The sequence below is a fragment of the Clostridium sp. FP2 genome, from assembly GCF_011065955.2.
Taxonomy (GTDB): Bacteria; Bacillota; Clostridia; order Clostridiales; family Clostridiaceae; genus Clostridium_AD; species Clostridium_AD tagluense.
Map to the genome: position 1 here is coordinate 5,028,194 of NZ_JAAMNI020000001.1, position 25,623 is coordinate 5,053,816.

26 protein-coding genes are annotated in these 25,623 nt (G+C 30.0%); 7 read left to right on the plus strand and 19 right to left on the minus strand.

Translation table 11 applies throughout. The annotated features are described in order from the left end of the window. Positions 1-92: 92 nt before the first annotated feature. From G9F71_RS23785 to G9F71_RS23810, 6 genes are all read right to left on the minus strand, one after another. Positions 93-1,976 carry an ABC transporter permease gene (locus tag G9F71_RS23785; RefSeq protein ID WP_164949387.1) on the minus strand — a complete coding sequence of 628 codons (1,884 nt, stop codon included), beginning with the start codon at positions 1,974-1,976 and terminating at the stop codon, positions 93-95. Further along, on the minus strand, positions 1,973-2,860 hold the full coding sequence (locus G9F71_RS23790) for an ABC transporter ATP-binding protein (protein WP_164949386.1): 888 nt from the start codon (positions 2,858-2,860) through the stop codon (positions 1,973-1,975). The genes G9F71_RS23785 and G9F71_RS23790 overlap by 4 nt, the downstream gene beginning before the upstream one ends. A 43-nt stretch (positions 2,861-2,903) precedes the next feature. Then, positions 2,904-3,668 carry an ABC transporter permease gene (locus tag G9F71_RS23795; protein ID WP_164949385.1) on the minus strand — a complete coding sequence of 255 codons (765 nt, stop codon included), beginning with the start codon at positions 3,666-3,668 and terminating at the stop codon, positions 2,904-2,906. Beyond that, positions 3,661-4,581: an ABC transporter ATP-binding protein gene (locus G9F71_RS23800; RefSeq protein WP_164949384.1), complete on the minus strand. Its 921-nt coding sequence runs from the start codon at positions 4,579-4,581 to the stop codon at positions 3,661-3,663. Before G9F71_RS23800 ends, G9F71_RS23795 begins: the two co-directional genes overlap by 8 nt. A gap of 120 nt (positions 4,582-4,701) precedes the next feature. Then, complete coding sequence (locus G9F71_RS23805) at positions 4,702-5,613, minus strand: sensor histidine kinase (protein WP_164949383.1); 912 nt, start codon at positions 5,611-5,613, stop codon at positions 4,702-4,704. Next, positions 5,610-6,311 (minus strand): response regulator transcription factor, encoded by a 702-nt coding sequence (locus G9F71_RS23810; protein ID WP_164949382.1) that lies wholly within the window; start codon positions 6,309-6,311, stop codon positions 5,610-5,612. The genes G9F71_RS23805 and G9F71_RS23810 overlap by 4 nt, the downstream gene beginning before the upstream one ends. Positions 6,312-6,433: 122 nt before the next feature. Here G9F71_RS23810 and G9F71_RS23815 point away from each other — a divergent pair, with 122 nt between their 5' ends. Continuing rightward, complete coding sequence (locus G9F71_RS23815) at positions 6,434-6,604, plus strand: IS3 family transposase (RefSeq protein ID WP_224626756.1); 171 nt, start codon at positions 6,434-6,436, stop codon at positions 6,602-6,604. A 231-nt stretch (positions 6,605-6,835) separates the two neighbouring features. Here the strand turns inward: G9F71_RS23815 and G9F71_RS23820 are convergent, their stop codons facing one another. Beyond that, on the minus strand, positions 6,836-7,459 hold the full coding sequence (locus G9F71_RS23820) for a PepSY domain-containing protein (protein WP_124998556.1): 624 nt from the start codon (positions 7,457-7,459) through the stop codon (positions 6,836-6,838). Between the two features lie 611 nt (positions 7,460-8,070). Here G9F71_RS23820 and G9F71_RS23825 point away from each other — a divergent pair. The 4 genes from G9F71_RS23825 to G9F71_RS23840 all read left to right on the plus strand — a co-directional run bounded on the left by G9F71_RS23825 (position 8,071) and on the right by G9F71_RS23840 (position 12,621). Next, positions 8,071-8,745: a response regulator transcription factor gene (locus G9F71_RS23825; protein ID WP_164949381.1), complete on the plus strand. Its 675-nt coding sequence runs from the start codon at positions 8,071-8,073 to the stop codon at positions 8,743-8,745. After that, entirely contained in the window at positions 8,742-9,764 is a 1,023-nt protein-coding gene (locus G9F71_RS23830) for a sensor histidine kinase (protein WP_164949380.1), read from the plus strand. Before G9F71_RS23825 ends, G9F71_RS23830 begins: the two co-directional genes overlap by 4 nt. Positions 9,765-9,865: 101 nt before the next feature. After that, entirely contained in the window at positions 9,866-10,657 is a 792-nt protein-coding gene (locus tag G9F71_RS23835) for an ABC transporter ATP-binding protein (RefSeq protein WP_164949379.1), read from the plus strand. After that, positions 10,657-12,621: an FtsX-like permease family protein gene (locus G9F71_RS23840; RefSeq protein WP_164949378.1), complete on the plus strand. Its 1,965-nt coding sequence runs from the start codon at positions 10,657-10,659 to the stop codon at positions 12,619-12,621. Before G9F71_RS23835 ends, G9F71_RS23840 begins: the two co-directional genes overlap by 1 nt. 24 nt (positions 12,622-12,645) lie before the next feature. On the opposite strand, the gene G9F71_RS23845 is transcribed toward G9F71_RS23840, so the two are convergent. The 5 genes from G9F71_RS23845 to G9F71_RS23865 form a co-directional block, all read right to left on the minus strand. Further along, complete coding sequence (locus G9F71_RS23845; RefSeq protein WP_164949377.1) at positions 12,646-13,692, minus strand: MerR family transcriptional regulator; 1,047 nt, start codon at positions 13,690-13,692, stop codon at positions 12,646-12,648. A 182-nt stretch (positions 13,693-13,874) separates the two neighbouring features. Then, positions 13,875-14,330, minus strand: coding sequence for a GNAT family N-acetyltransferase (locus G9F71_RS23850; protein ID WP_164949376.1), 456 nt, complete (start codon positions 14,328-14,330; stop codon positions 13,875-13,877). Between the two features lie 99 nt (positions 14,331-14,429). Continuing rightward, positions 14,430-15,107, minus strand: a complete 678-nt coding sequence (locus G9F71_RS23855) for a hypothetical protein (RefSeq protein WP_164949375.1) — start codon at positions 15,105-15,107, stop codon at positions 14,430-14,432. A 433-nt stretch (positions 15,108-15,540) separates the two neighbouring features. Beyond that, a complete protein-coding gene (locus G9F71_RS23860) occupies positions 15,541-16,089 on the minus strand; it encodes a TetR/AcrR family transcriptional regulator (RefSeq protein ID WP_164945106.1) in 549 nt (182 codons plus the stop codon). Positions 16,090-16,115: 26 nt separating this feature from the next. Beyond that, entirely contained in the window at positions 16,116-17,300 is a 1,185-nt protein-coding gene (locus G9F71_RS23865) for an MFS transporter (protein WP_164949374.1), read from the minus strand. Between the two features lie 196 nt (positions 17,301-17,496). Here G9F71_RS23865 and G9F71_RS23870 point away from each other — a divergent pair, with 196 nt between their 5' ends. Next, positions 17,497-18,099 carry a TetR/AcrR family transcriptional regulator gene (locus G9F71_RS23870; protein ID WP_164949373.1) on the plus strand — a complete coding sequence of 201 codons (603 nt, stop codon included), beginning with the start codon at positions 17,497-17,499 and terminating at the stop codon, positions 18,097-18,099. A 6-nt stretch (positions 18,100-18,105) separates the two neighbouring features. Next, positions 18,106-18,957 carry a GNAT family N-acetyltransferase gene (locus G9F71_RS23875; RefSeq protein ID WP_164949372.1) on the plus strand — a complete coding sequence of 284 codons (852 nt, stop codon included), beginning with the start codon at positions 18,106-18,108 and terminating at the stop codon, positions 18,955-18,957. A 26-nt stretch (positions 18,958-18,983) separates the two neighbouring features. Here G9F71_RS23875 and G9F71_RS23880 read toward each other — a convergent pair whose 3' ends face one another. The 7 genes from G9F71_RS23880 to G9F71_RS23910 all read right to left on the minus strand — a co-directional run bounded on the left by G9F71_RS23880 (position 18,984) and on the right by G9F71_RS23910 (position 25,597). Next, the gene (locus G9F71_RS23880) at positions 18,984-19,181 is read right to left on the minus strand and encodes a hypothetical protein (protein WP_124998595.1); all 198 of its coding nucleotides are present in this window, start codon (positions 19,179-19,181) and stop codon (positions 18,984-18,986) included. A gap of 347 nt (positions 19,182-19,528) precedes the next feature. After that, on the minus strand, positions 19,529-20,398 hold the full coding sequence (locus G9F71_RS23885) for a methionyl aminopeptidase (RefSeq protein WP_164949371.1): 870 nt from the start codon (positions 20,396-20,398) through the stop codon (positions 19,529-19,531). A gap of 56 nt (positions 20,399-20,454) precedes the next feature. Further along, entirely contained in the window at positions 20,455-21,135 is a 681-nt protein-coding gene (locus tag G9F71_RS23890) for a DUF5680 domain-containing protein (RefSeq protein WP_164949370.1), read from the minus strand. A gap of 199 nt (positions 21,136-21,334) precedes the next feature. Then, entirely contained in the window at positions 21,335-22,612 is a 1,278-nt protein-coding gene (locus G9F71_RS23895) for a hypothetical protein (RefSeq protein WP_164949369.1), read from the minus strand. A gap of 203 nt (positions 22,613-22,815) precedes the next feature. Then, on the minus strand, positions 22,816-23,121 hold the full coding sequence (locus G9F71_RS23900) for an MFS transporter (RefSeq protein ID WP_164949368.1): 306 nt from the start codon (positions 23,119-23,121) through the stop codon (positions 22,816-22,818). Next, on the minus strand, positions 23,115-24,320 hold the full coding sequence (locus tag G9F71_RS23905) for an RNA-guided endonuclease InsQ/TnpB family protein (protein ID WP_164949367.1): 1,206 nt from the start codon (positions 24,318-24,320) through the stop codon (positions 23,115-23,117). Before G9F71_RS23905 ends, G9F71_RS23900 begins: the two co-directional genes overlap by 7 nt. Positions 24,321-24,907: 587 nt before the next feature. After that, positions 24,908-25,597, minus strand: coding sequence for a Crp/Fnr family transcriptional regulator (locus G9F71_RS23910; protein ID WP_164949366.1), 690 nt, complete (start codon positions 25,595-25,597; stop codon positions 24,908-24,910). Positions 25,598-25,623: the final 26 nt, after the last annotated feature.

Below are 25,623 nucleotides of genomic sequence, written 5' to 3' on the forward strand. Positions count from 1 at the left end.
TTAAACAATTATGATAGTAGGGTGTTATTTATTAAGATGATTATATTAATGCAACCTTTCAAGTTGGAAAGTTTAGTTGTTTAGCTATCACACTAATAATTGCTTAAGGGAGATAGTTTACTTAAACAATATATTAGCCACTTATTTAGGATAAAAATTAAAAATGATATCCCTGCAAAAACAATTGCGCTTTTCCACCATAGTGCAGGATCTTGATTAATATTTGTATAAGGTAACTTTGAAATATAAATATTAAATATGGAATATCTACTAGTAAAGGCGACGGAAAGAAAAATTGCATTGATTAAAAAGCCTCCAACTATTCCTCCTATACCAGTACAGAAAAAATTAGAAATTGTCATGGAACACACCCCGAAAAAAAGTGAACATGACATACAAGTAATAATTGTCTTAAAATAGCTCGTTAAAATAACCGTACCCATAATAATATTATTATCTGGTTTATTAACCAAAAATAAATCAATAAAAAATATAACATTAACCATTACGAATATAAAACATAAGTTGATAACTATTCTTCTAGCCATGATTCCCAATTTATTTCTATTAGTTAAATAAAAATTATCCATAGTTTTATGTGAATATTCTATGCTGTAAATATTTGCAAATATAATTACTGATGCCCATGCTACAGTTCCTAACATTGACATTCCTATCTCTGTTACCCCCTTGTTGGCAGTAAGCATTATACTTATAGTAGAAAGTAGTAATATAAATGCAATGGATAATTGAATTGGTGAGGCAGCTATTTTTGCATTATATTTTACAAACGCAAAAGCTCCAATGTTTTTGGGAGGATTTAAATACTTTGTTGAACTAACATGAGAAAAATTGAACTTTCTACTTCGTTTTCTAGCCTCGCTAGTTCTAGCCCAAATATGACAAGATGCTAAAAGGAAAATCACACCTAAAATACAAAGCCCAATACGATTGATAATATAGGCTTGCATTTGACTATGTGGAACTAACTGATAAAATTTATCGTATGATATAATTGGGGCAAGCCACATCCATTGTACGCAAGTACCATTCGGTAATGTTGTTGTCATCATAGAAGATAATAAAGTTATAAAAAAAAGGGGTATTGCAGCAAATCCATTTCGGAATATAAGAGAAATTAAAACCATAAGACTTGCATAGAATAAAACAGTTGGAACGGTATAGAATAATATATTTGTCCATAATGCACCTAGATATAAGGGCATTCCCCACTTAGAACAAAATATTATCTCCCCTATACTAAAAATCATAGTATTAAATGCTATTGCAAATAAGCACATTGAAAATGCACCTGTAAATCTTGCAGTAATATAGGTTAACTTTGATATTGGCTTTGAAAGTAACAGTTCATGTAAAGATGGTTGCAGTTCCTTTTGGAAAAGAAATGCAAAAAAGAGTATAAAGATAATTGATACATACATAGCAGTATCTTGGGCATATTGCCGTGCAAAAGAAGTAGAAAATGTTTGATTTGTTTTATGTAAATAACTCATAAATTCAGAATATGTTGCGTCCAGTTTATCCGCACTCATTGTATAAGTATTGTAAAGCATATCTTGACTGTATTCTTTAACAGATGGGAATTTCTGATGCATCTGCCTCTGAACCTCTCTAAGACTATCCCTTGTCCATGTTTCTCGAGAATAAATTTTTAATGATAGCCATTCAATAATTTTATCTGAATCCTGCTTGTTATTAATTATAAATCCATTAGAAATTTGTTTTATAAAATAGGTATTTCGCTCTTTACCTGAAACAGGTATTGAAACGTCACCTGCTGTACTGGAGCTTAATATACTAGTTAAATCTGCTGGTGTCTTAAGCTTATAATGATTAAAATATTTAATACTAGCACTAATAGATAACACTAGTAGCATACAAGTTAATATCCAAAAAAATTTACTCTTAGCTTGGATTTTTATTTCAAAACCAACAATTTCTAACCAGGCTCTCATTTACTCACCTTCTTTTGTAGTGTATTTCTTACATAAATATAAGCATCTTCTATGTTAGGATTTTCAGTTACCGAATCTTCTACTTTAAAATCACTTATAAAACGAACACATATACCTTTCCTGGTGTAAACACTATTTGTAATAATATGTTGTTTGCTAAATTGGATTAGTTCAGCTTCGTCCTGAACATTTTTTGTAAACACATGATTGTTTGCAATATTAATTAATTCAGGAACTGATCCAGTAAATATTATTTCACCTTTTTCCATGATGGCTAGCTCATTACAAATACTTGCAACGTCTTCTACTACATGAGTCGATAAAATTATAGTACGCCCTTTAGAAATCTTGCTTATAAGCATTCGAATTCTAATCCGCTCTTCTGGATCAAGACCAGTAGTCGGTTCATCTACTACTATTAGATTAGGATTATTTAGCATTGCTTGGGCTAAGCCTACCCTACGCTTCATTCCGCCTGATAGCTGCCTTATTTTCTTATTAGCATGTTCTTCTAGATTCGTTTCTTCTAGTAGTATGGCAATCTGTTTCTTCCTATCTGAAAGACTCATTAATGATAATATTCCAAAGTAATCTAAGGTTTCACGAACTGTTAAGTTTGGATGAAGTCCAAGTTCTTGAGGTAAATAACCAATGTTACATCTTGTTTTTGAGGCGTTTTTTGAATTAATAATTGTACCATCTATATTAACTGTACCACTAGTTTGATTCATTAACGTTACAAGAATTCGCATTAAAGTGGTTTTTCCTGCACCATTTTCACCCAAAAGTCCAAAAACTCCTTCACCAATGGATAAAGATATATTATCAAGGGCTTTTGTGCCCTTGTGATACTGCATTTCTAAATTAGAGACTTCAATAAACATGCTTTATACCTCTCCCTTTTTGTCTATTCATAATTCTATTGAGCTAAGTAATATCAGTCTTTAAATAATATGTAATACACATTACAATTCCAATTACAAAGGTTAAAACTACAATCACTATGCATGCATTTGATAATGGAACCGAATTATTTATTATCATTATATCTTGCCTATAAATATTAGTTTTGAAAGAATTGGTCAGTATTTGTATTGGATACGTAAATGGAATGTACTCTATAATCCCTACCTTAAGCATGGATACATACATATTAAATGCAGTTATAATCCCCCCATAAACCATTGGCAGAATTATATTTCTGCCTACTTGCGCTATAAAAATAGCAATTGGCAAAATAGCATATTGGGCAAGTAAAATGTAAAGATTCATTTTTAAATGACCTAGGACTATTCCCCTAGTAAGTGGCTCATGAGGAACTAGTAATCCTGCCAAAACACTAACTAAAAGCTGCAAGATTATAATACACCCTGTCATTATTAATATTGCTAAGAACTTTGATATAAATATTTTTGTCCTGCTAATAGAGTATGAAAATAATGTTTGGGCAGTATTATAAGAGAATTCTCTTGTGTAAATATATGAAGAAATAAATGCATACATAGGTAGATTAATCAATGCTGTTGTAGATATTTCTTCTTGAAAAAGATACATATCCCAGATTATTAACTTATACTCAGCATGCCATTTTATATATAATAATATTGGTGGAAGTAAAATTATTATAGCTAAGGCTAAAAATAAATATGATTTCTTTAACTTTAAAAATTCACAATAAATAAGATTAAACATTAACCTTTCCCCCTGTTAGGCTTACAAAATAATCTTCTAGGTTGTCCACACTAAGCTGCAGTTCATGCAATTCCAAATCATTGTTAATGAATAGTTTAGATATTTGTGGCCCCTTATCAAGATTTTCATATATTCTTAACACATTTTTTTCTACTACATCAAAGTCCTTAATATTAAGTTTGTTTTCAAGTAAGAAGCAAGCTTTTTTATCATCACTTACTTTTACTCTAAGATATTTTCTGCTTCTTCTCTGAAGCTCCCTATAGTCTATTTCTTCAAGTAGTTTCCCCCTATGGATAACTCCTATTTTTGTTGCTAGATGTTCAATCTCACTTAAAATATGGCTTGATATAAGAATAGTTATGCCCTTTTTATTTCTTAGTTCTAACAGTATTTTTCTAATATCCTTTATACCAAGGGGATCTAACCCATTAGTTGGTTCATCTAAAATAAGTAGTTCCGGCTTATGTAGTATTGCTCTTGAGATACCCAGTCTTTGCTTCATACCTAGAGAGTAATTCTTAACTTTTTTATTCTTAATTTCATCAGAATTTAGTCCCACTATTTCCAAGGCTTCTTTTATATACTCTATATTTTGTATACCCGCCATTCTTCTATGTATCTCTAAATTTTCCCCTGCAGTTAAATTTGGATAGAATCCAGGATACTCTATTAATGAACCTATCTTTTTATAAACTCCTTTAGAATAATTATTCTGTCCAAACAGTTCAACCTCTCCTGCTGAAATTCTTATAAGTCCCATAATCATTCTTAAAGTGGTAGTTTTTCCTGCACCATTCTGTCCTAAAAATCCATATATCTCCCCCTTTTCTATATTAATATTTAAACTATCTACTACGGGCATGCCCTTATATTTCTTAGTTAAATTATGCGTTCTTATTGCATATTCCACAAAATCACCTCATTACATATTAAAAGGACTATGCTTTAATAATAAACCATAATCCTTAACTCCCATTTACACACTTCTTACAGGTTTCTTAACTTTTTAACGACATTTCACAAGGAAGTCTTACGGAATATTCCTTAGTGTTATCTTAAAAGCTGTTTTTTCATAGGGCTTACTACTAACTTCAATGACACCGCCATGCTTTTCTACTAATTTTTTTACTATAGTTAATCCCAGACCGCTGCCCTTTTGTCTATTATTTCTTGATTTATCCACTGAATATAAGCGTTTAAAAATATAGGGTATTTCCTCCTGTGGTATTCCTATACCCCTATCCCATATTTCCAAAACTACACCATCCGTTTTTTTCTCTAAGCCCACCCCAATTACTTTTCCCTCGGCTCCATATCTTAGAGCATTAGCTATTAGATTTCGCAACACTCTATAAATAGCCCCTTCATCACAATTTATAAATATATCCACACTTGGAATATCTATTGCTAATTCAATACCATTAATTTCGAAATCCTTTAAAAAGGATAATACACACTGTCTTATAATTTCAGTGATATTTACTCTTTTAAAAGTTAGCACAACATCACTAGCATCAAACTTTGATAAACTAAAAAATTCTTCAATTAACACCCTTAAGATTTCTCCCTTTGTACTTATTACCTCTAAATATTCCCTGCGTTCTTCACCACTTAGGCTATTATCATCCCTCAACATTTCAATGTATCCTAGCATTGTTGTGAGTGGCGTCCTAAAATCATGGGATATATTCGATATCATCTTTTTTCTGTCCTCTTCATATTCTTTGTTCAATGAAACTATTTTTTGGAATTCATCTATAAGCCTATTCAAATTAATGATTAAATCTTTAACTGTAGTGTTATAGTCATAAATTCTAATCCTTTCATTAAAATTCCCCTTCGTAACCTCCTTTATATTTACGGAAATACTATGTATTTTTATATTTTGAAATACTATAACTAATGCTAAAATAATAGTTATGCTCACAAATATATATATCATTTTAAACTCCCCAGCCTGTATCCTATTCCCCAGACAGTCTCTATATATTGTGGCTTGTCAGGGTTGTCTTCAATTTTGCTTCTTAGTCTCCTGATATGAACCATCACAGTATTATCATCCCCCATATATTCTTCTCCCCAAACAGAGCTAAATATTTGAGCCTTTGTAAACACTTTATTTGGATTCTTAAAAAATAACTTTAATAGCTCATATTCCTTCGCCCTAAGAGTAATCGTTTTGTCTTTTTTTATAGCTGTATAATTATCTAAATCAAATTTTATTTCTCCATACTCTATGGTATTCCCCGTAATATCATTGCTTGAACTATAATACATATATCTTCTAAGCAGAGCCTTTACTCTTGCAATAAGCTCTGCTATTGCAAAAGGCTTTACTAAATAATCATCTGCACCAAGCCCGAGACCTATGATTTTATCATTCTCTTCAGCTTTTGCAGATACCATAAGTATAGGTACCATACTTTTCATTCGTATTCTTCTCATTACCTCTATTCCATCAATTTCTGGGAGCATAATATCTAAAATAAATAATTTGAAATTTTCTCTTTCCCAAACACTAAGCGCCTCTTGTCCACCAAATGCACAGGAAACAACATAGCCTTCCTTAGTCAAAGCTCTTTTTATCATATTACTTATAGCCTCATCATCCTCAACTATTAAAATTTTAATATCTTCCATCGTAAGCCACCTCTTTAATTCTCTAACTGACCAGTTTGAGTTAATTACAAATATACCTAAATTTCACTGTTACATTTGTCATTATATACTTAATTCATAACAATTTAAATAATAGGGGTACAATTGTTGAAATTGAGAAAGGAATATTTAATCCTTCTTTAAAATCGGCTTTTAAAATTTCTAATTACTTTGGTAAGAGTGTTGATGAATATATCATCTTCTACAATACCAAGAGATTGCAAAAAAGATTAAACGGCCTTAGCCCCATGGAGTATAGGACTTTAGCCGCTTAAGTCAATTTTTATTATCTCTACTGTCTAATTGACAGGGTGCATTTCAAATTTTATTTCAAACTATATATTACGATAATAAACTACGTATTACAAAAATATAATCTGCCTTCATAATCTTGGACTATATCAACTAATCCTAGCATTATGGCTAATGAGAGCAAACATAAAATCAAAAATTATTATTTGCTATTAGATCATTTATGTCATATTTGTTTTATTATAGTTCTATCTTCAGCATTTATGTTGTATTTGTTTTATTATAGTTCCATCTTCAGCATTTATATAAAAGTGCCAATATCCTCGTTCTGGAAATACGAAACTTAATGAAACTACATAAATTGGAACATACTCATCATTTATATTTCGTAAGTAAAGTTTTGAATTTACAGCTGAACAATAATCATCAAATATAACTTTTGATCTTGCAATTTCAATAGCTATGTTTTCACCTATAAAACGCTCTTTATTGATTTTAGCATTTTTTGCGTTAGCATCATATTTACCATTCATACAATATACTTCTCCGTTTTGGTTAAAATGAATGATATATTCATTACCAAATACCGGAATATCCTTTACCATTTGTTGAGTTTTAATGTGTGTAAGCCCCAAGCTGTCCTCACTTGATTTTAATTCTGCTAATTCGTTCATAGAATCTTCAATTCCATAGTTGTTTTCTCTAAAGAATTGATGTACACCTTCCATGTCCTTTGATAATTGTTTTGATAATTGTCCTGTTAAAAATACTGGTGGTTTAATTAGTGATTCATCACTCTTGGCTTGTACAGGAAGTGCAAAAGCTGAGAATAATAATGATGAAGCAATAACTAAAGAAACTATTTTTTTCGATGACAAAATAAAAACCCCCTTATAATCTTATAGTTTTATGATAAACTACATATTACCAGTATAAACTACATATTACATTATAGACTACATATTACAAATATGTAACTTAAATATTTCGACACTTAGCTACATTTTTCTGTGTCAATGGTGGAGTGGGTTACCCATTACTTGATTAACCCACTCCGTACAGAATGGTTGTGAAATTCACAACCCAGACCCCCTACAAAACCAGGCAAGAGATTCTATGCATGAAACATCCTCATATCAAAGCTTTGATACATGAAGAAATTCATAAAAAATGTGGGAACTTTGAAGTGCGGGCTTTGTCTTAACAAAAAGGACTCCTTAAAAGCAACTGCCTAATACGTATCTCACTATAAATTAACTCATTTCCTGTTATACCCCAGACTACTATAATTTTAAATATGAGAGACACTTGACTTTTGCCATGAACCTCTAGAATACATTGAACTTTATATATATAGATTTATTGTATAAATAAATGTTACAATTATACTAAACAGGACAAGATTGGACTGAGTAATCTCAATTTTATATAACATAATATTAGGCGAAACTGCATATTAAAGTTTCACCTTATTTTAGGGGTGTAAAAAATGTATAAGATAATGATAGTTGAGGATGACAAAGCACTGTGCACCAATATGAATGGAATGTTGATAAAATGGGGTTTTGATGCGGTGGCTGTGGATAACTTTGAAAACATAACTGCAGAGTTTGCTGCCAAGGAGCCTCATTTGATTATTATGGATGTAAACCTACCTTATTTTGATGGGTTTTACTTTTGTAATAAAATTCGCGAAATATCAAAGGTGCCTATCGTATTTGTTTCTTCCAGGGATACAAATATGGATATTATTATGGCCATGAATACTGGGGGTGATGATTATATAACCAAGCCCTTTTCTATGGATATTTTAATTGCTAAAATAAATGCACTACTTAGAAGAGCCTATTCTTATGGTGAGCAACCTTCTGATTTAATAGAATGTGATGGAGTAATCCTAAACTTAATGGAAAATACTCTTTTATATAAAGAAGATAAAATGGAACTTACAAAAAATGAGTTTAAAGTAATGCTACTGCTTATGAAAAACAGGGGAAAGACCATATCTAGGGAGAAGATAATGAGAGCACTTTGGGATGATGATAATTTTATTAATGATAATACTCTCACAGTAAATATTAACAGGCTTCGCACTAAACTTTGCGACATAGGCCTTAAGGATTATATCGTTACTAAAAAAGGATATGGGTACATGCTACTATGAATATGATGGTGGCATATATAAAAAATTCTACCTTAAAGATATTATATTTCATCTGCATTTCGTTTACTATAAATATAGTCCTATTGTGTAGCAAGCCTATTAATTCACAGTTTACTGATATAGCCTACATGGATTTTTTACTGCTTTTTATATCATTAATCTTTGCATTTATTGATTATAAAAGGTGGCATCATAGTTATAAGGGACTTTGCGAAGCTATAAATAAAGAAGATAATATAGATGCAAGCCTGCCTAGTAATAGTTACTATTTTGAAGTTCAGATTATGAAAGACATAATTAATCTTAAAAATGCTGAAATGGATGGGAAGCTTCAAGAAGTAAAGTCAGCTCTTGAGGAAATGGATGATTATATAACAAAGTGGGTTCATGAAATAAAAATACCTGTTTGTGTATGCGAGCTCCTTTCTGATAAAATAGAAGAAATAGATGTATCAGAACAGCTTATACTTGAATTTAACAGGATAAAATTTCTTATCAATCAGGTGCTATATACAAGTCGCGCCTCTAGCTATTCGGAAGATTTACAAATCAATGAAATTAATATTCAGCGGCTAGTTAAAGAAGTTGTAAAAAGAAATGCTACCCTTTTCATATCAAAAAATATAAGTTTAGAACTTGGAAACATAAACTATACTGTTATATCAGATGAAAAATGGCTTTCATATATTATTGATCAGCTTATTAATAATGGCTGCAAATATGTCCCTAAGAATGGAAAAATAAATATTTATGCTAAAGAGGAAGATAAGGTTATTGTGCTTTATGTTAAAGATAGTGGTGTGGGAATAAAAACGAAAGACATAAATAGAATATTTGACAGAGGTTTTACAGGCGAAAATGGAAGAAGCCTCGCAAAATCTACAGGCATGGGTTTATATTTATCTAAAAAGATGGCTCATAAACTAAGTCATGATATATATGTTGAATCTAAGGAAGGAAAGGGTACAAAGTTTAGCATATGTTTTTATAAACTATCAGATTACTTTAAGGTTACATAAATGTAACCTTAAAGTACTAAATGTAACCTATATTCAATGGCAGGCTATGAGCCTAACAGGTAGAATAGTGGTAAGATTTTAGTTTGTGAGGAGGATTTTTTATGAGTATTGTTATTGAAACTAAAGATTTAAGAAAAGTTTACGGCTTAAAAGGTATGATGTCCAACGCTTTAGATGGCCTTGATTTGCAAGTGGAAAAGGGTGAGTTTTTAGGCATAATGGGACCTTCTGGGTCAGGTAAAACCACTCTTTTAAATATTATTTCCACCATTGATGAACCTACTAGCGGAAGTTATTTCTTTGAGGGAAAAGATATGAAAAATATTAAGGGACGTGACCTTGCATCTTTTAGGAAAAACAAAATAGGTTTTATATTTCAGGATTTTAACCTACTGGATACAATGTCTGTTCAGGATAATATAGCCCTTCCGCTTGCCCTTAGTAAGGTAAATCATGTTGAAATACTAAAAAAGGTAAATGAACTTGCTGGCTTTTTAGGGTTAAAGGATCATCTGAGCAAATATCCGTATCAACTTTCAGGAGGTCAAAAGCAAAGAACCGCCGCAGCTAGGGCACTTATAACTTCACCTTCTGTTATATTTGCAGACGAGCCTACAGGAGCATTGGATTCGAAATCATCTGCAGAACTTCTGCAATGTCTTACGCAGCTAAACGAGAAATTTAAAACTACTATAATAATGGTGACTCATGATGCCTTTGCTGCCAGCTACTGTAGAAGAATAATGTTTATAAAAGATGGTAAGATTCATGCAAAGCTCCATAAAAACGGAGAAAGAAAAGAGTTTTTCCAAAGAATTATGGACATGGGAGCATCCATGAGTGGTGGTACAGATTATTACGGACAAAGTGAAGAAAACAGGAGGGATTTTTAATGAATTCCTTCAGTATAGCTTTCGATAATTTTAAGAGAAATATAAAAGTTTACAGCCTGTATATAATGTCTATGATTTTTTCTGTACTTGTTTTCTACAACTTCGTAGCACTAAAATATAACCCAGATTTTCAAAAAGCCAATGAAACCAGTTATTATATTAACGGTGTATCAATTTCAGTTTCTTATTTGCTCCTTTTATTTATTATATTTTTTATCTGGTTTTCAAGTTCTTTCTTTTTAAATCAAAGAAAAAAGGAAATAGGCATTTATGCTTTTATGGGAGTATCCAATGCTCAAATAGCTCTTATTTATTCTATAGAGCTTATTTTTATGGGTATAGTAGCAACGGCTACAGGACTTTTACTTGGAGTTGTATTTTGTAAGCTATTTCTAATGATGCTGGCTAAAGTGGCTATATTAAATATGAAAATAGGTTTTTTCATATCTACTAAAGCAATAATTGAAACTGCCATCACATTTTTTGTAATTTTCTTTATAAATGCAGTTTTAGGTTATATAAATATATCTAAAAGTAAGTTAATTGACTTGTTTAATGCGTCTAAACGAGAAGAAAGACTTCCAAAAGTTAATTATGTAAAAGGTTTATTTTCTATAATATTCATACTGGTGGGATATTACTTTGCAAAAAATGCTATTGGTATGCATTTTATTAGGAACCTACCTCTTGCCATTATATTTGTAGTAATAGGCACCTATTGGTTTTTTGGCTCTGTGTATTCTATAATAATGAAATTTATAATAAATAGAAAGAAAATATTATATAATGGAATAAATATAGTGTGCATGTCTAATATTGCCTTTAGAATTAAAAATAACTATCGAACTTTAGCGGCAGTTGCCATATTAGCTACCATTACTTTAACTTCGTATGGAACAGTGGCCTCGCTTAAGTATTTTGTTGGAATGAGAGATTATATACAGGCTCCTTATGAAATTTCCTATGTTTCTTCTGATAATACAGTTAAGCAGCAGGTAAGAGACAAGTTAAAAGAATATAAAAAAGATATAATCCTTGAAGAAAACACTGAATTTCTTATTATAAAACCTCATATTTATGTAGAAAATAAATTGCCCATTGAAGAAACAGTAGCCTTAAAATATTCAGATTTTATAAAAATAAGTTCTGACCTAAAAGTAAATAATATGAATGATTTAAAAAAAGAGACCTTGTCCAAAGGTGAAATATTATATGTATCCCCACCTACTGTGGTAATGAGTCTTTATGCTTATAAAAACGAAAAAGCTTCTGTAAATAGTAAAGACTACACCATAAAGAATTCACTTAAAACTCCTATTTTTGGTATTGGTATACCTATGGCGTGTCTAATATTAAATGATGAAGACTATAATTTGCTTAGAGCTACTTCTCACATATATGAGTTTAATGGAATAAAAATAAATAAAACAGACACTATGAAATTGCTAAAACAGGAATTATACAAAATTGACTCCCCTAAAGAGCCTTTGCGTTCAAAGGTGAGTAAGAATATATCTTCTTTACATGAATTATTTACAACTAATTCAATTAAAGATTCTTTACGTGTAAATGTGAGTAGAGATACATCTTCTTACAGTATTTTCGGGATAATTTATTTTCTTGGAGCTTTCCTTGCACTGGTTTTCATAATTGCAACAGGGAGCATAATATATTTCAAACTTGTATCCGAAGCCTATTTAGATAAAGATAAATATGTTTTGCTAAAAAGGCTTGGAATGACAGAGAAGGAGATTTTCAAAGCTACTGCTAGGCAAATAGGAATGTCATATCTGCTACCTTTAATTGTGGGCATAATTCATAGTTGCGTCGCAATGTCCGTTTTAAGCGAACTTATGAATTACAACATAATAGTACCCGCTATCAGAAGCATACTTATTTTTATAGCAGTATATATTGTTTATTTTATTGCTACTACAAGGAAGTATATGAAGATAGTTATGTAATGAAAAAGTAGCCTGTACTTTTACTCAGGCTACTTCAACTACAATATTGAACTCATCAATTTGAAACATATCCACTGTTTTACCATACTTTCCAAATTCATTTTGTAATAACTCAATGTTTGAATAATACTCGTCTTCAATTTCATCAATTTGCTTCCTTGTGAGGTTTTTCATAATTTTATGTTTCTGTTTTTCATTTTCAAACATAAGATCTCCAATGATTATTTTTCCATCATTTTTTAAAATCCTTAACATTTCCTTAATAGCAACGGTTTTTTCCTCCTCATTCAAGTGATGGAATGCATAGGTGGATACAATAATATCAAAAGTATTATTTTCAAAGGGTAGCTTTAAAAATTCTCCTAGTCTCAGTTTTAACTTTGGAAATTTCTCTTTTGCCACATTCAGCATTTCCCTGGATTGATCTAGTCCAGTAATATGCAGTCCTATTGATAAAAATCTATTTGCAAGATTACCAGTACCCACACCTATTTCCAATATTTCTACTTCTTTATCTATATTGTAGGTTGCTTTTTTGAAAACCATATCTAAAATAACTTCATAGTTTTTATAAATTTTCAAACTACCGCTGTCCCCTTTTACGTCCTTATCATAGTTTTTTGCCCACCCATCAAAATCCCATTTATCCTTCCAGTTTTCTTTTATTTTATATATCTCATTCATCTTTTTAATTGATTCAATAATACTCATATGATATTTTTCATCATTTGCCTCATAAATTGTATCCATTATTTCTTCTAGCGAATTTTGAATAAGTTTTGCTCTATGGACTTCATTGTTTATGATTTCCCACTGCTTATAAAAGTGATTTAATACATTATTCTTATAATCATTCTTGATTATATCTTCAATATCTTCTATGGGTATATTTAATATTCTATACATAAGAATAGTCTGTACTTTTATTAGGTCCTTTTCTGTATAGTAGCGATAGTTATTTTCTTCATCCCTTGTAGGTTTTATTAGCCCCTTCTTTTCATAAAATCGAATCTTATTTGTTGTTATGTTAAACAATTCTGCCACTTCTTTAATACTATACTTTATTTCCATTGCCACACCTCATATAAATGTATTTTTTAGAGGGTAAGTTTTAATCTTAATCCCTAACTTATTTATAGTGTAAACCTTCACCTTAGGCGAAGGTCAAGTGGTGAAAACAAAATTTTTATTATGGGTAGCCCATATTACTTATGGTACGTTTTACCTTGCCTAATCATAAACACTCTAACAACTCACACTGCACTTTTTTGAAATTTCACATAATCTTCACACTGAAATACTTTTATGTATCCAAGTTTTTCAAACACTCTGCAAGAAGGTATATTACCTTCCCTAATATATGCAACTAACTTGCTATTAGCAGTAAAAAAATCTTTATTTTCATTTATAAATCTTTGGGCATCTCTAATTGTAGCAGTACCAAATCCATTACCCCTATGTTCTTTAGCAATGCTATAGTTAAATGTTATCTCTTGCTGTGAAATTTCAAGTTTTACTTGTCCAACATCTTTTTCATCAACCACTTGAATAAACATAAAAAGGTTTTTGTCCTTTAGTGCCTTAAAAAACCAGTCCTTATATTCTTCTAAATTTTTCTCCTCCGTATACCTTGAATTTTTTCTTACCTCTTCATCATTAACCCAAGTAAATAGCTTTTGAAAATCTTCCCCAGTAACTTTTCTTAACATAATTCATCTCCCAAAGAAAATATTTTTCCTTAATGCTAATCTTTATCATTTGCCCCAAAAAAATTATTATAAAAACTGATGACCAATATCGCTAGTATTTTATCTTACAAGTTGAAAAAACGTCATACCACCACTTAAAATTAAAGTTTTATTATCTTTAATAAAGAAAGTACACCCATTACCTTTTGAATCAGTAGTCTGAATTTGGATAATAGAATTAGCTTTTATACCTAATTTATCAAAGGTAATAGCCGGACTCGCAGCTTCAAAGTCATCTTTTGAAACAACAGTTTTTTTATATACAGGGCTTATAACAACATTATCTAAATCCTTTATCGTCTCCCCAAAACAAGTTGCTTTTTCTTTTGAAAAACTTAATTTTCTACCAATCAATTGTGTAATATTATCGCTTCCATAAGTTCCAACTCGCCCATATGCTAATGGTTTTTCAATAACCCACTGACCATAAAATATTTCTTGTGGTTGTTTTACTGTTCCTGTGGAATTAGTTGTAGTGTTACCCTTGGTAGTTGATTCTTTCGTTACTGTGCTTGTTTTGTTAACAGTAGAACTATTATTAGGCGTTGATTTTGCTGTTGCAGTACTTGTTGAATTACTAGTAGAAGTATTTGGTATAGTTGATTTTGCTGTATTATCTGTTTTAGTTTGCATACTGATAGTTGGCTGACTTTGTGATTCTGCAACCTTTTGTTTTGTACAACCTGCTGTAAAAACACTCATAGAAATTAGTGCAATTAATAATATTTTTTTATTCATAATTCCTCCATTTGTTTGTATATATAACTTTTATTGCTTTATATATTATTCATATTAAATTTTGAAGTCACTAGACTTGCCTGTAAATGTAGTTAAAGGATTATCCTTGGAAACATCAAGTTCTTTTTCACTTCATTATAACCAAAAGATTTATAAAGCTTTACTGCACGTTCATTGGATTCCCATACCTCAAGTTTTGTTTTATCCAAAGCTTTTGACAAGAAATAATCAAATATATAGTTAAGTATAGTTTTGGATATTCATTTAAATATCCTCCATTTCTATTTATTGATATTTGATCTTTAATTTATAAATACACCTATCATTATAAAAATATGTTATATTTACAATATAACATATTTTTGTCATAATTAATAATTAAATACATATGAAGTTATTTCTGATATAGCTATTAATACACTACAAACCTAATTTATTTTAAAATCCCGTATAATAATATTGTCATCACATCATTCATAGCATCTTTCATGGTCATATCATTTTTACTTAAGAATTTATAATCTAAAAATGTGTTACTAATACCTTCCAACATCAAAGTAATCATATGCGGTTGAATGTCACTTCTTAAAAAACCTTCTTTCATCCCCTCTTTTATTGTAATTTCAATAAGATTTAATTTAAAATCCCTTAATTGCTGAATTTTCTTCCATTCATCATTATAAAATTTATATGCTTCATCTAATACATTAACCGGTAATTTGTATTTATGATAAGAATAAACTATAGAATTCAACTTCTCTACTAAAGGACAGTCTTTTTTTGCAGACTCAAGGGTGTCATTTTTATCAGTTTCTATTATGTCTTTAAAATATTCAACTATAATATCATCTTTATTTTTAAAATACTTATAGATAGTTTTTTTACTAATTTTAAGTTCTGAAGCAATTTCATCCATAGTAAATTTTCTTAAACCATATATCTGTATCTTTTCAGAAGCAACTTTCATTATTATATCTCTCATTTTATCATCCTCAATCTAATTTTTATTTAATTCATTGAACTGTTAATTTTAGTTTTTTTTACAGTAAATACACCCATTATAGATATTCCTATTATTAAAAGTAATACAACATTTTCATGGTTATTCCATAGAGCACCAGTAATCACTGCTCCAAAAAAAGAGCCGATATATTGAAAACTATTTATTATTCCATTTGCAGTACCTCTATAACTATTTTCTGCAATATCATTTGCTACAGAAGGTATTATCGTAGATAAAGAAATATACCCTGTCATAAATAGTATAGTACCTACCAATATAAAATAAAATGATTTACTATTAAAATAAAAACATATACCTATAGCAGTTATCATAAATGATACAGCAATCAACTTTGAACTATATCCGCTCTCAACAAATTTAATAGCTCTTCGCATACATATTATAGCAATAATTACTGCCGGCATAAAAATCTTCCACATGCCATTAATACCTGTAATTTTGTCAAGATATTGAGGTACTACATAAAATACTGCAACCATTATAAAATTATTAAAGAACCCTGCTAAGTTAAGTGCTAAAAATGTTTTATTTTTTAATAATACCCTAATGCTATCTCTTGTACTAATTTGTTTTTCTGGTATCTCATAAGAGTTTAAGTCATAAGTCTCCTTTAGAAAAAATAGTATAATAATCCATACTAAGAAAATCAAGATTGCGCATATTAAAAACATCTGTCTTACTGATAAATAGTTGTGAATTAAAGGTCCTAAAGCAAAAGAAGCCGCTGCTGAAAAGCCAATAAATATTCCTACAATACTTAAAGCCCTTGGTCGCTTTTTGCTATCTACACTACCAGTAACCCATGAATATCCAGTGGCAATTACAGCTCCACTTCCTTGCAAAGCCCTTGCAAAGATAAGCATATATATGCTTTTAGCAAAAAATGCAACTATTAACCCTATTATTACTTGCATAATCCCAATTAAAAGAACAGGTTTATTTCCTACTTTATCACTCCATATACCAAAAGGTATTTGAAAAATAGCTTGAGTCAGCCCAAATATACCCAATGCTAATCCAGATAAGGTTGCATTACTGTAGCTTAAAGTCTTGCTGTAAGTTGAAATAAAAGGCATAACCATAGTCATTGCCATTTGCCTAATTCCTAAAGCTAAACTTATTGTAATTAAAAATAGTAACTCTTTTCGAGAAAATACGTTATCTTTCATATTTATATACTCACCCCCGTAGTGGAAACTCATTTAGTTTATATAGTTTCCACTATAGAGTATACATCCTTTACCTTATAATATCAATCATTTTATAAATTTTTCCATATTCAATTAAAAATTAATATTGATATTATATTATTTTTGTTTTATAATATAATAAAAACCGTCTGGTCGTTTTTATGGAGGGATGAATATGCCAAAAATAAGTTCAGAAAAATTTCAGCTTCGGAAACTAGAAATTATAGACAAGGCTTTTGAGGTCTTTAGTTCAAAAGGGTATTCCCAATCCTCTATGGAGGATATTGTTAAACATTCCGGTATCAGTAAAGGAGGTCTTTACACTTATTTTAAGAGCAAAGAAGAGATTTTCCTGGCAATTGCCCAGCAGCGCTTTCAAATGAGAAGTAATGTACTTCATGAAATGACTGATATAGAGAGCGCGTCGCAGAAGGTAACTCTCTATCTACGCTGGTTTCTGGATAGTCTTGAAACCGAGAGCGTTTGTATGGGCATTAGATTTACCACGGAATTTTGGAGTATAATGTCAAGGAGCACCTGTAAAAACGATATTGCCCAAGTACGCTACAAAAAATTTGAAGAGGATTTGGAACAACTCCTTTTGGAAGGCATTCAAAATGGTGAGTTCCGTCAGAATTTAAACACAAAAAGTGCTGTTTATCTCATTATTACATCACTAGATGGTGTGGGATTCACTGATGCTGTAATGGGCATTAAGATTAATGAAGCTACAATCTCTGAATACATTAATATGATTCTCAATTATTTAAGGGGGTAAGTGATTATGATTACTTATAAAACTTGCACTGATGTAACTATAAACGAAATATTCCAAGCTTTTAGCCTTGGCTTCTCAGACTATATCCTCCCGCTAACAATGAGCCAGGATGACTTCGAAGCTAGATTCTTTGGTCCTGAAGGCAACGCACTAAATCTATCCTTTATGGCATTTGATCAGAACCATCCCATCGGTTTGATTCTCAGTGGCATCCGAGTATTTGATGGCTTAGCTACCCTGCGCTGTGGCACCCTTTGCCTCAGTCCAGACTATCGAGGTCAAGGCATTAGCCAGAAGTTATTTGAAATGCATAAATCCACTGCGCTTACTTTCCAATGCAAGCAATTATTCCTTGAAGTAATAAAAGATAATCACAGGGCCGTGAAGTTCTATGAAAACTGTGGTTATAAACATGTTTACACACTAAAATACTACTCCAGCATGATACAAACAATAGCTTCACCCACCGATACACTACCATACATTGTGAAGCAGGTCACCTTTGATAAACTGGAGTCCTTTAGAAAATCACTCTTAGACTGCCACATCAGCTGGCAAAGTGACACGCCCTACTATGCTTCCAGCACACATGAATCTCTCCTTGGTGCATACCATGCTGATAGACAAGTGGCCCTAATTGCCATGAGCTCACAAGGTAAAATCAACTTCCTCTGGGTCCACCCAAACTGCCGCCATCAGGGTCTTGGACGCAGTATGATCCAAAAAGCAGCCCAGGCTCAAAATCTAGAAAAAGTGACTATATGCCTGCCAAGCAACGCCTCATTAGAAGATTTCCTCCGAAAGCTACACTTCCAAAAAGACCCAATTGAGCAATACGAAATGTATTTACCATTATAGCAGTTGTTATTTACCAAACCTTATTTTTATATCGGAAAGAAGGTTGGTACAAAAAGTAAGGCCCCTATAATAATACATATTCCTGTAATACTAGTACCCCCAAGTATACATTTCATACATCTTTTATTGTATTTATCATTTTTAAAATACTTTATTCCCATAATAAAAAAAAGTAATGCTGTTATTATTACTAGAATATTCATTGCAAACATTATTTTGATCATTTTAGATATTCCCCCCCATATTTTAAAACTTATCAACTTCACTCTATAAATAATTATACAAGGTATTTTTTACAAAACACTTACCATAATTCTTACATATTTATTAAGAAAAATATTTCTCTATTTATATTTTAATATTCCAATAATCTAATTGTAAAATATAATCCTAGATTTTTCCTAAACTAAGTATAAATAAAGTATAAACTTTTCTTAAAAACCCTCAACCAATTAATTAGTTAATAGTTTCAATGATGGAGGCAAAACATCCAAGCCTCCTATAAGTGTGCTTAACGTAAAAAAATCTTGTACAAAGCTTAATTAGTCTTGTACAAGATTTTAATTATTATTTATTTTGATATTATCTCTATACCATCCTCAGTTACAAGAATCGTATGCTCCCACTGTGCTGAAAGAGATCCATCAGCTGTAAAAGCTGTCCATCCATTATCTTCATCTATAAATATTTCATGACTTCCGCCATTTATCATTGGTTCAATGGTAAATACCATCCCTGGTGCTAAAATCATATCTGTTCCTCTAATTCCAAAATGAGAAACAAATGGCTCCTCATGAATATTTAATCCAACTCCATGCCCTCCAAAATCTCTAACTACTGAATATCCATTACTTTCTGCATATTCTTGAATAACTGCTCCTATGTCACCTAAAAAGCCCCAAGGTTTTACTGATTCTATTGCCTTATTTAAGCATTCCTTAGTTATTTCTACTATCTTCCTCGCTTTGGCAGTTACTTCTCCGATCATAAACATTCTTGAAGCATCTGAATAATATCCATTAAGAATAGTAGTTGCATCAACATTTATAATATCACCATTTTTAAGTACTACATCTTTACTTGGTATTCCATGACATACTTCATCATTAATTGATGTACAAATACTTTTGGGAAATCCATCATAATTAAGAGTAGCTGGAATTCCACCCTGGGATATTGTATATTCATGAGCTAATTTATTAATTTCTTCTGTAGTCATTCCTTCTTTAATATTCTCACTAACCAAATCTAGAAGACCATTATTAATTTTAGCACTTTTTCTTATCCCTTCAATTTGCTCCTTGCTCTTAATAAGATTTCTTGTTGGTACTATGCAGCCTTCATTCTTCAAGTTTTCTAGTTTTTTATCAAAGTCCAAATGGCAATTCTTATATTTTAGTCTACTTCCACACCAGCATTTATCATTTCTATTTAAAATCATTATACATTCTCCTTTACTAATATTAATTTAACTTAAGATTACATTGAATTAATCTATTATTTAATAGTTCCACCATGAAAAAAGCACTCATATACCTTAGTATCATCAAAATAAATTTCCTCATATCCTTGAAACCATTTAAATTCTCCATTAACAATGCAATGATATTTATATTGTCCATTCTGGTATACCATAGGTCCGCGATATGGATTTTCTTTTGTTACTAAACTTAAGGCTTCTTTTAAAAAATTTCCTGAAAATCCCTCACCTATAATTCTGCCCGTATAATTCATTGACCAAAACGGAATATCATCCTTCCATAAGGCTTCTTCTCCGATAAACTGCTCTCCCCCTAAATACGTATCAATATATTTTAGATTTCCCTCTACATACTCTAAATCATGTGAATTAGGCCTTGAAGATTGAATCTGCGCACCCTTTCCTGCATATGTAGATCTTTTTGCTGTGCGTAAAAATTCTATTATTTTTTCATTTATAGAATCAGCCTTATTCTGTTCTATAGATAAACGGCAATTTTCTTCATAATCATTAACTAATTTATCAATACTTACTTTAAAAAAATCACTTAATGCAATTAATTTTGCAATATCAGGATATGAACGTCCAACTTCCCACTTTGCAACTGCCTGTCTTGATATACCTAGCATTTCAGCTAACTTTTCTTGTGATAATCCTTTTTCTTTTCTAAGTATTTGCAATTGTTCCTGAAAACTCATGTTTAATCACCCCTAAATAAGTCTACTAATAAAACAATCATATTTCTACCAATTAAACGTAACATTTTTGACAACTAAAAGTTGCTTTTAAATTTTGCTTATCCGTAAAAATGCCCAAGTTTATATTTAAATTTGCTGAAAATGTAGGATGGCCCTTAATAATGAATATTATTAAGAGCCATCCAATTATAATAATTGTTTACTCCATAGGGTTAATTCCCTTATTTAATATTTCTTTAATTTCTTTATTGTCCGAAATCATAAGTTCGAAAATATCAGTGTTCCTGTTTATAATAGAAGATACATTTTCATAAACCTGCTTTTCTATATATAATTCTTCTGAATTATTCCCGTCTATCAAGCTATATATATATTCAAGGGTTTTATCTAAAAATACAGATATATCTTTTAATAAATTAGTATCTTTGGTTTTATAACTTTCTAAGCAAAAGGAAACAGATTCTTTTATTAGTGAAACATTCCCACTACTTACAGTAGTTCCACCTTCCAAAATCAATAAATTTAATTCGATTTTTTTTAATTTCAACAATATATCATCATTAAAGCTCACCAATAAATTTAGGGATTTTTTATCAGGTTTTTCACTTTTAGGGATATCTTTAATTAAACTTTCAGGTAAATTATTTTTTAAATATACGTAAGTTAACACACCTGCAATTAAATATATCATATTAATTATTGAACTTAATAAAGCCTTACCAAATATTGAACAAACAACTGTTATAAAACATCCAATAATAAAAAACATTAAGATCTTATTAATTTTATTTGTAATTTTAGAGGTTTCATTAATGGAAGGGCTAGTAGTATTTTGTACTATATTTGGTCTTAAAACTTTTATAATCTTTTTAATTTTTTCTATTTCAAGATTATTCAAATCCTTTATATTTTGTAGCTTGTTTTGTTCATCTAAAGATTTTTGAATCTCATTTTTTTTAGCATTTTCAAATTCTAATTTTTCATCTAAGACCTTTTGCTCCTCTTTTTTTCTCAAATCTTCAAATTCTAATACTTCTTCTGTTTTTGCTTTCTTAAAATCGGAAAGTTCCTCTTTAGTCATTTTAAGATATTCAGCCTCTGAAACAAACAAGGATGTAGGATATGTTTTTAGTTTATTTGAATTATCAAATATGCTATAAACAAGTTCCCCTTTTTCTTCATGCATTTTAAACACAGAATATATTTCACCCTCCACTAAACTATCTATATCTAGAATACCTAAATATACTACGTCTTTTATGGATTGCAATAACCTATTGGTTGGATAGAAAATTTGGTCAGGCACAACTATTTCCACAGCACCCCTTTCGTTTACAATCCTATAACAAGGCAATACTTCGCATTCATATTCATATGTCTGTTCACTTGTTGTACCAAGTACAACATATTCTCTTCCCCTTATAAATTCTGCTTTTTCAGTACGACATGTTTTCAATTCCAAATATTCTCTTTTCATAAATATCCCTCCTTTATAAAAAAATTAACTCACCAAATTGAAAGATAATACTTTTAGCACTCACCTTATTTTAACTTTGCCTCTCTTTATTGTACTACAACTTTTATCATTTTATCTTTATTTTACCTGTAATATTTCCTTGATGCTTTTTTTCTTATAGACAAACAATAATATATAAGCAAGAATACACATAATTACGCAAGTTATAAAAGCTGATGAAGTAGAGCGATGTCACACCCTGAAATTCCAGCTAAAGACACTGATAATAACACTCGTTCTAAAAAGAACATCCCAAATGAATTTGCTTTATAAAAAACTATTTTTGATATGAAAAATATAAAATTTGAAATAACAAGCGTTTTTTTGTACCCAAATTTATCTGCAAACCATCCCCATGGGACTTCAAAAATAATCATTAATATCCAAGATATAGACTCTAGTGAACTTACCCCCACTTTAGAAGTGGGAGCTTCATGGGTAATGCCTTCTAATGAAGACAACTTTACCATGCGATCAAGGTAGAACCAACCTCTTTTATATTTAGACTTGCATTATAATCTCTATCTATAATTATATCGCAACATTCACATTTATATATTCTATCTGATAACTGCAAATTCTCTTTGATATTTCCACAATTACTACAAATTTTAGATGATGGATACCATTTATCTATTTTGATAAATTGTTTTCCACTATCTTCTAACTTGTACTTCAGAAAATTTCTGAACATACCAAACCCATTATCATTAAGATTTTTAGCTAATTTCAATGTTTGTGCCATTGCTCTTAGGTTTATATCCTCAACTACTACTACATCATAATTTTCAGATAATCTATAAGATATTTTATGCAACCAATCTAATCTTTGGTTTGAAATTTTGTTTTGGATTTTAGATATTTTCTTTTTCTGTCTAATCCAGTTATTAGATTTTAATATTTTTTTACTTAATTTCCGTTGCTGCTTTTTTAGTTTTTCCTCTGATTTTCTGTAGTATTTAGGGTAGTTGGCTTTCCTACCTTCACTATCTACATAAAAGTCATGCTGTGAATAATCTAATCCTAAAATATTATTTGAAGGTGTTTGTCTTTCTTCAACATAATATTCTATTAGAATACTTATATTATAATGGTTCTTACAATCCTTTGATATTGTAGCACCTTTTATTATACTATTTTGAGGTAATTGCCTATGATTAACAAACTTAATAGCTTCTTTTAATTTAGGTATTTTAACAGAATTATCATCTATTATAGCTACCGTTCCATTTTGATTATTCGTACTGAAAGAATTTTGGTTTTTATTCTTACTTTTGAAATTAGGCATACCCTTTAAGTCTTTGAAAGTTAATTCTCTACCTAATGTTTTAACTTGTTTTTTAGCTTTTTTAGTATAAGTTTTGCCATCACTTTCATTATTATATTTTTTTATAGCATCCCTAAAATCAAGTTGAACATTTGCAAAAGCTAAACTATCAATTTCTTTCATATAATCATAATCCTTTTTTATAGTAGCCGGAGTAGGTAATTTAATAGTTTTGTAGACTATTTTTCCATTTATGAAATTTTGCTTTTCTAGTTGAGTATATAATATATCAACATAGGTGTTATACATTTTTCTACTGCAACCAAAAGCTCTTTCTAAATATATACTCTGTTCTTTATTTGGCTTTAATCTAAATTTATAACCTTTATTTTTATTAATCATAGTTTCACCTACTTCATCTATAAAATATTTATAGTATAGTATCCCCCAATCCATGTGAATAATATATGTTTAATTTTTTAGATTTTTTTTTCTGAAAGATATCAAACCTTTGGGGGAAAAATACTATTCACCACCCACTTATAGAAGATGGGCGAATTCCGTATGGTGAAGAGTTAAAAACATATTAGACAAAGATAAGTTTCTATTTTGCCTATACAATGTAGCAATAGGTCCATAAAAAACAAATCCCTGTAGGAATACAATAATGTACATTAAATAAATATTAGCCTTTTTATTCAATTTTAATACACCTCCAAAATTACATAGCAAAAAAACCTTGTTTTAAAGGTTAATTTTGAAATATCTTGTAATTTTATTGTGTATTAAATTGGTCTGTACATTTGCCTCTCTCCTTGAAAATCAAATTCATTTTAATCATTCTATCATATTTTCAATACAACTATACTTATTTTGTAAATTTATTTTGTTTAATTAAATCGAAATACTTGTGGTAAGGTTCTCCGTATCAGTAGCAAGTCAGGTTTTCCTAACAAATTTAATCATATAAAATTATTTCAAACTATATTCTAAAGTGATTTTATGTACATATTTTTAGACAATTCTTTAAGTTGCTCTATATCTAATATATATATTTTTTTATCATCACATTTTATAATTGATTTTGATTCCATTTCTTTAAGAGTTCTATTTAAATGTCTATATGTTGCACCTAAAAATTGTGCAATTTCTAAATATGATGAATTCAAAATTATATAATTCTTGTCTGTCAAATGCTCAACTAAATAACTAGATAATCTATTAATAAGTGGATATACAAAATTATATGAGCTGTTATTAATCGTCCCACAAAGCTTCTCACTCAAAGAATCTACCAAATGATTCAAAAGCTTTATATTATTGAAATACTTTCCTCTAAGTATAGCTGCAGGTATTGCTATCAAATAAGTATCTTCTACTGCATCAATATTGCAAAGTATAGGAATACCTTTTAAAAGTTCTAAATCCCCTATAGTATTAAAATCTTTATAGAATTTTAAAAACATTGATTTTCCATTTTCAAAAGGATAATAAATTTTAATTTTACCATCCACAAGTAAATAATAATATTTAAGATTTTCCCCTGATTCTAATATATGCTCTTCTTTTTCATAGAAATGAAGTTGTACATATTTTAATATTTCATCATCAAAAATCCTTTCTATATTATGCTTTATAATATACTGATTTAAAATCTTAACATCTAAAATTCTTCTCATAAACCCTCCCTAACATGACTAATGTC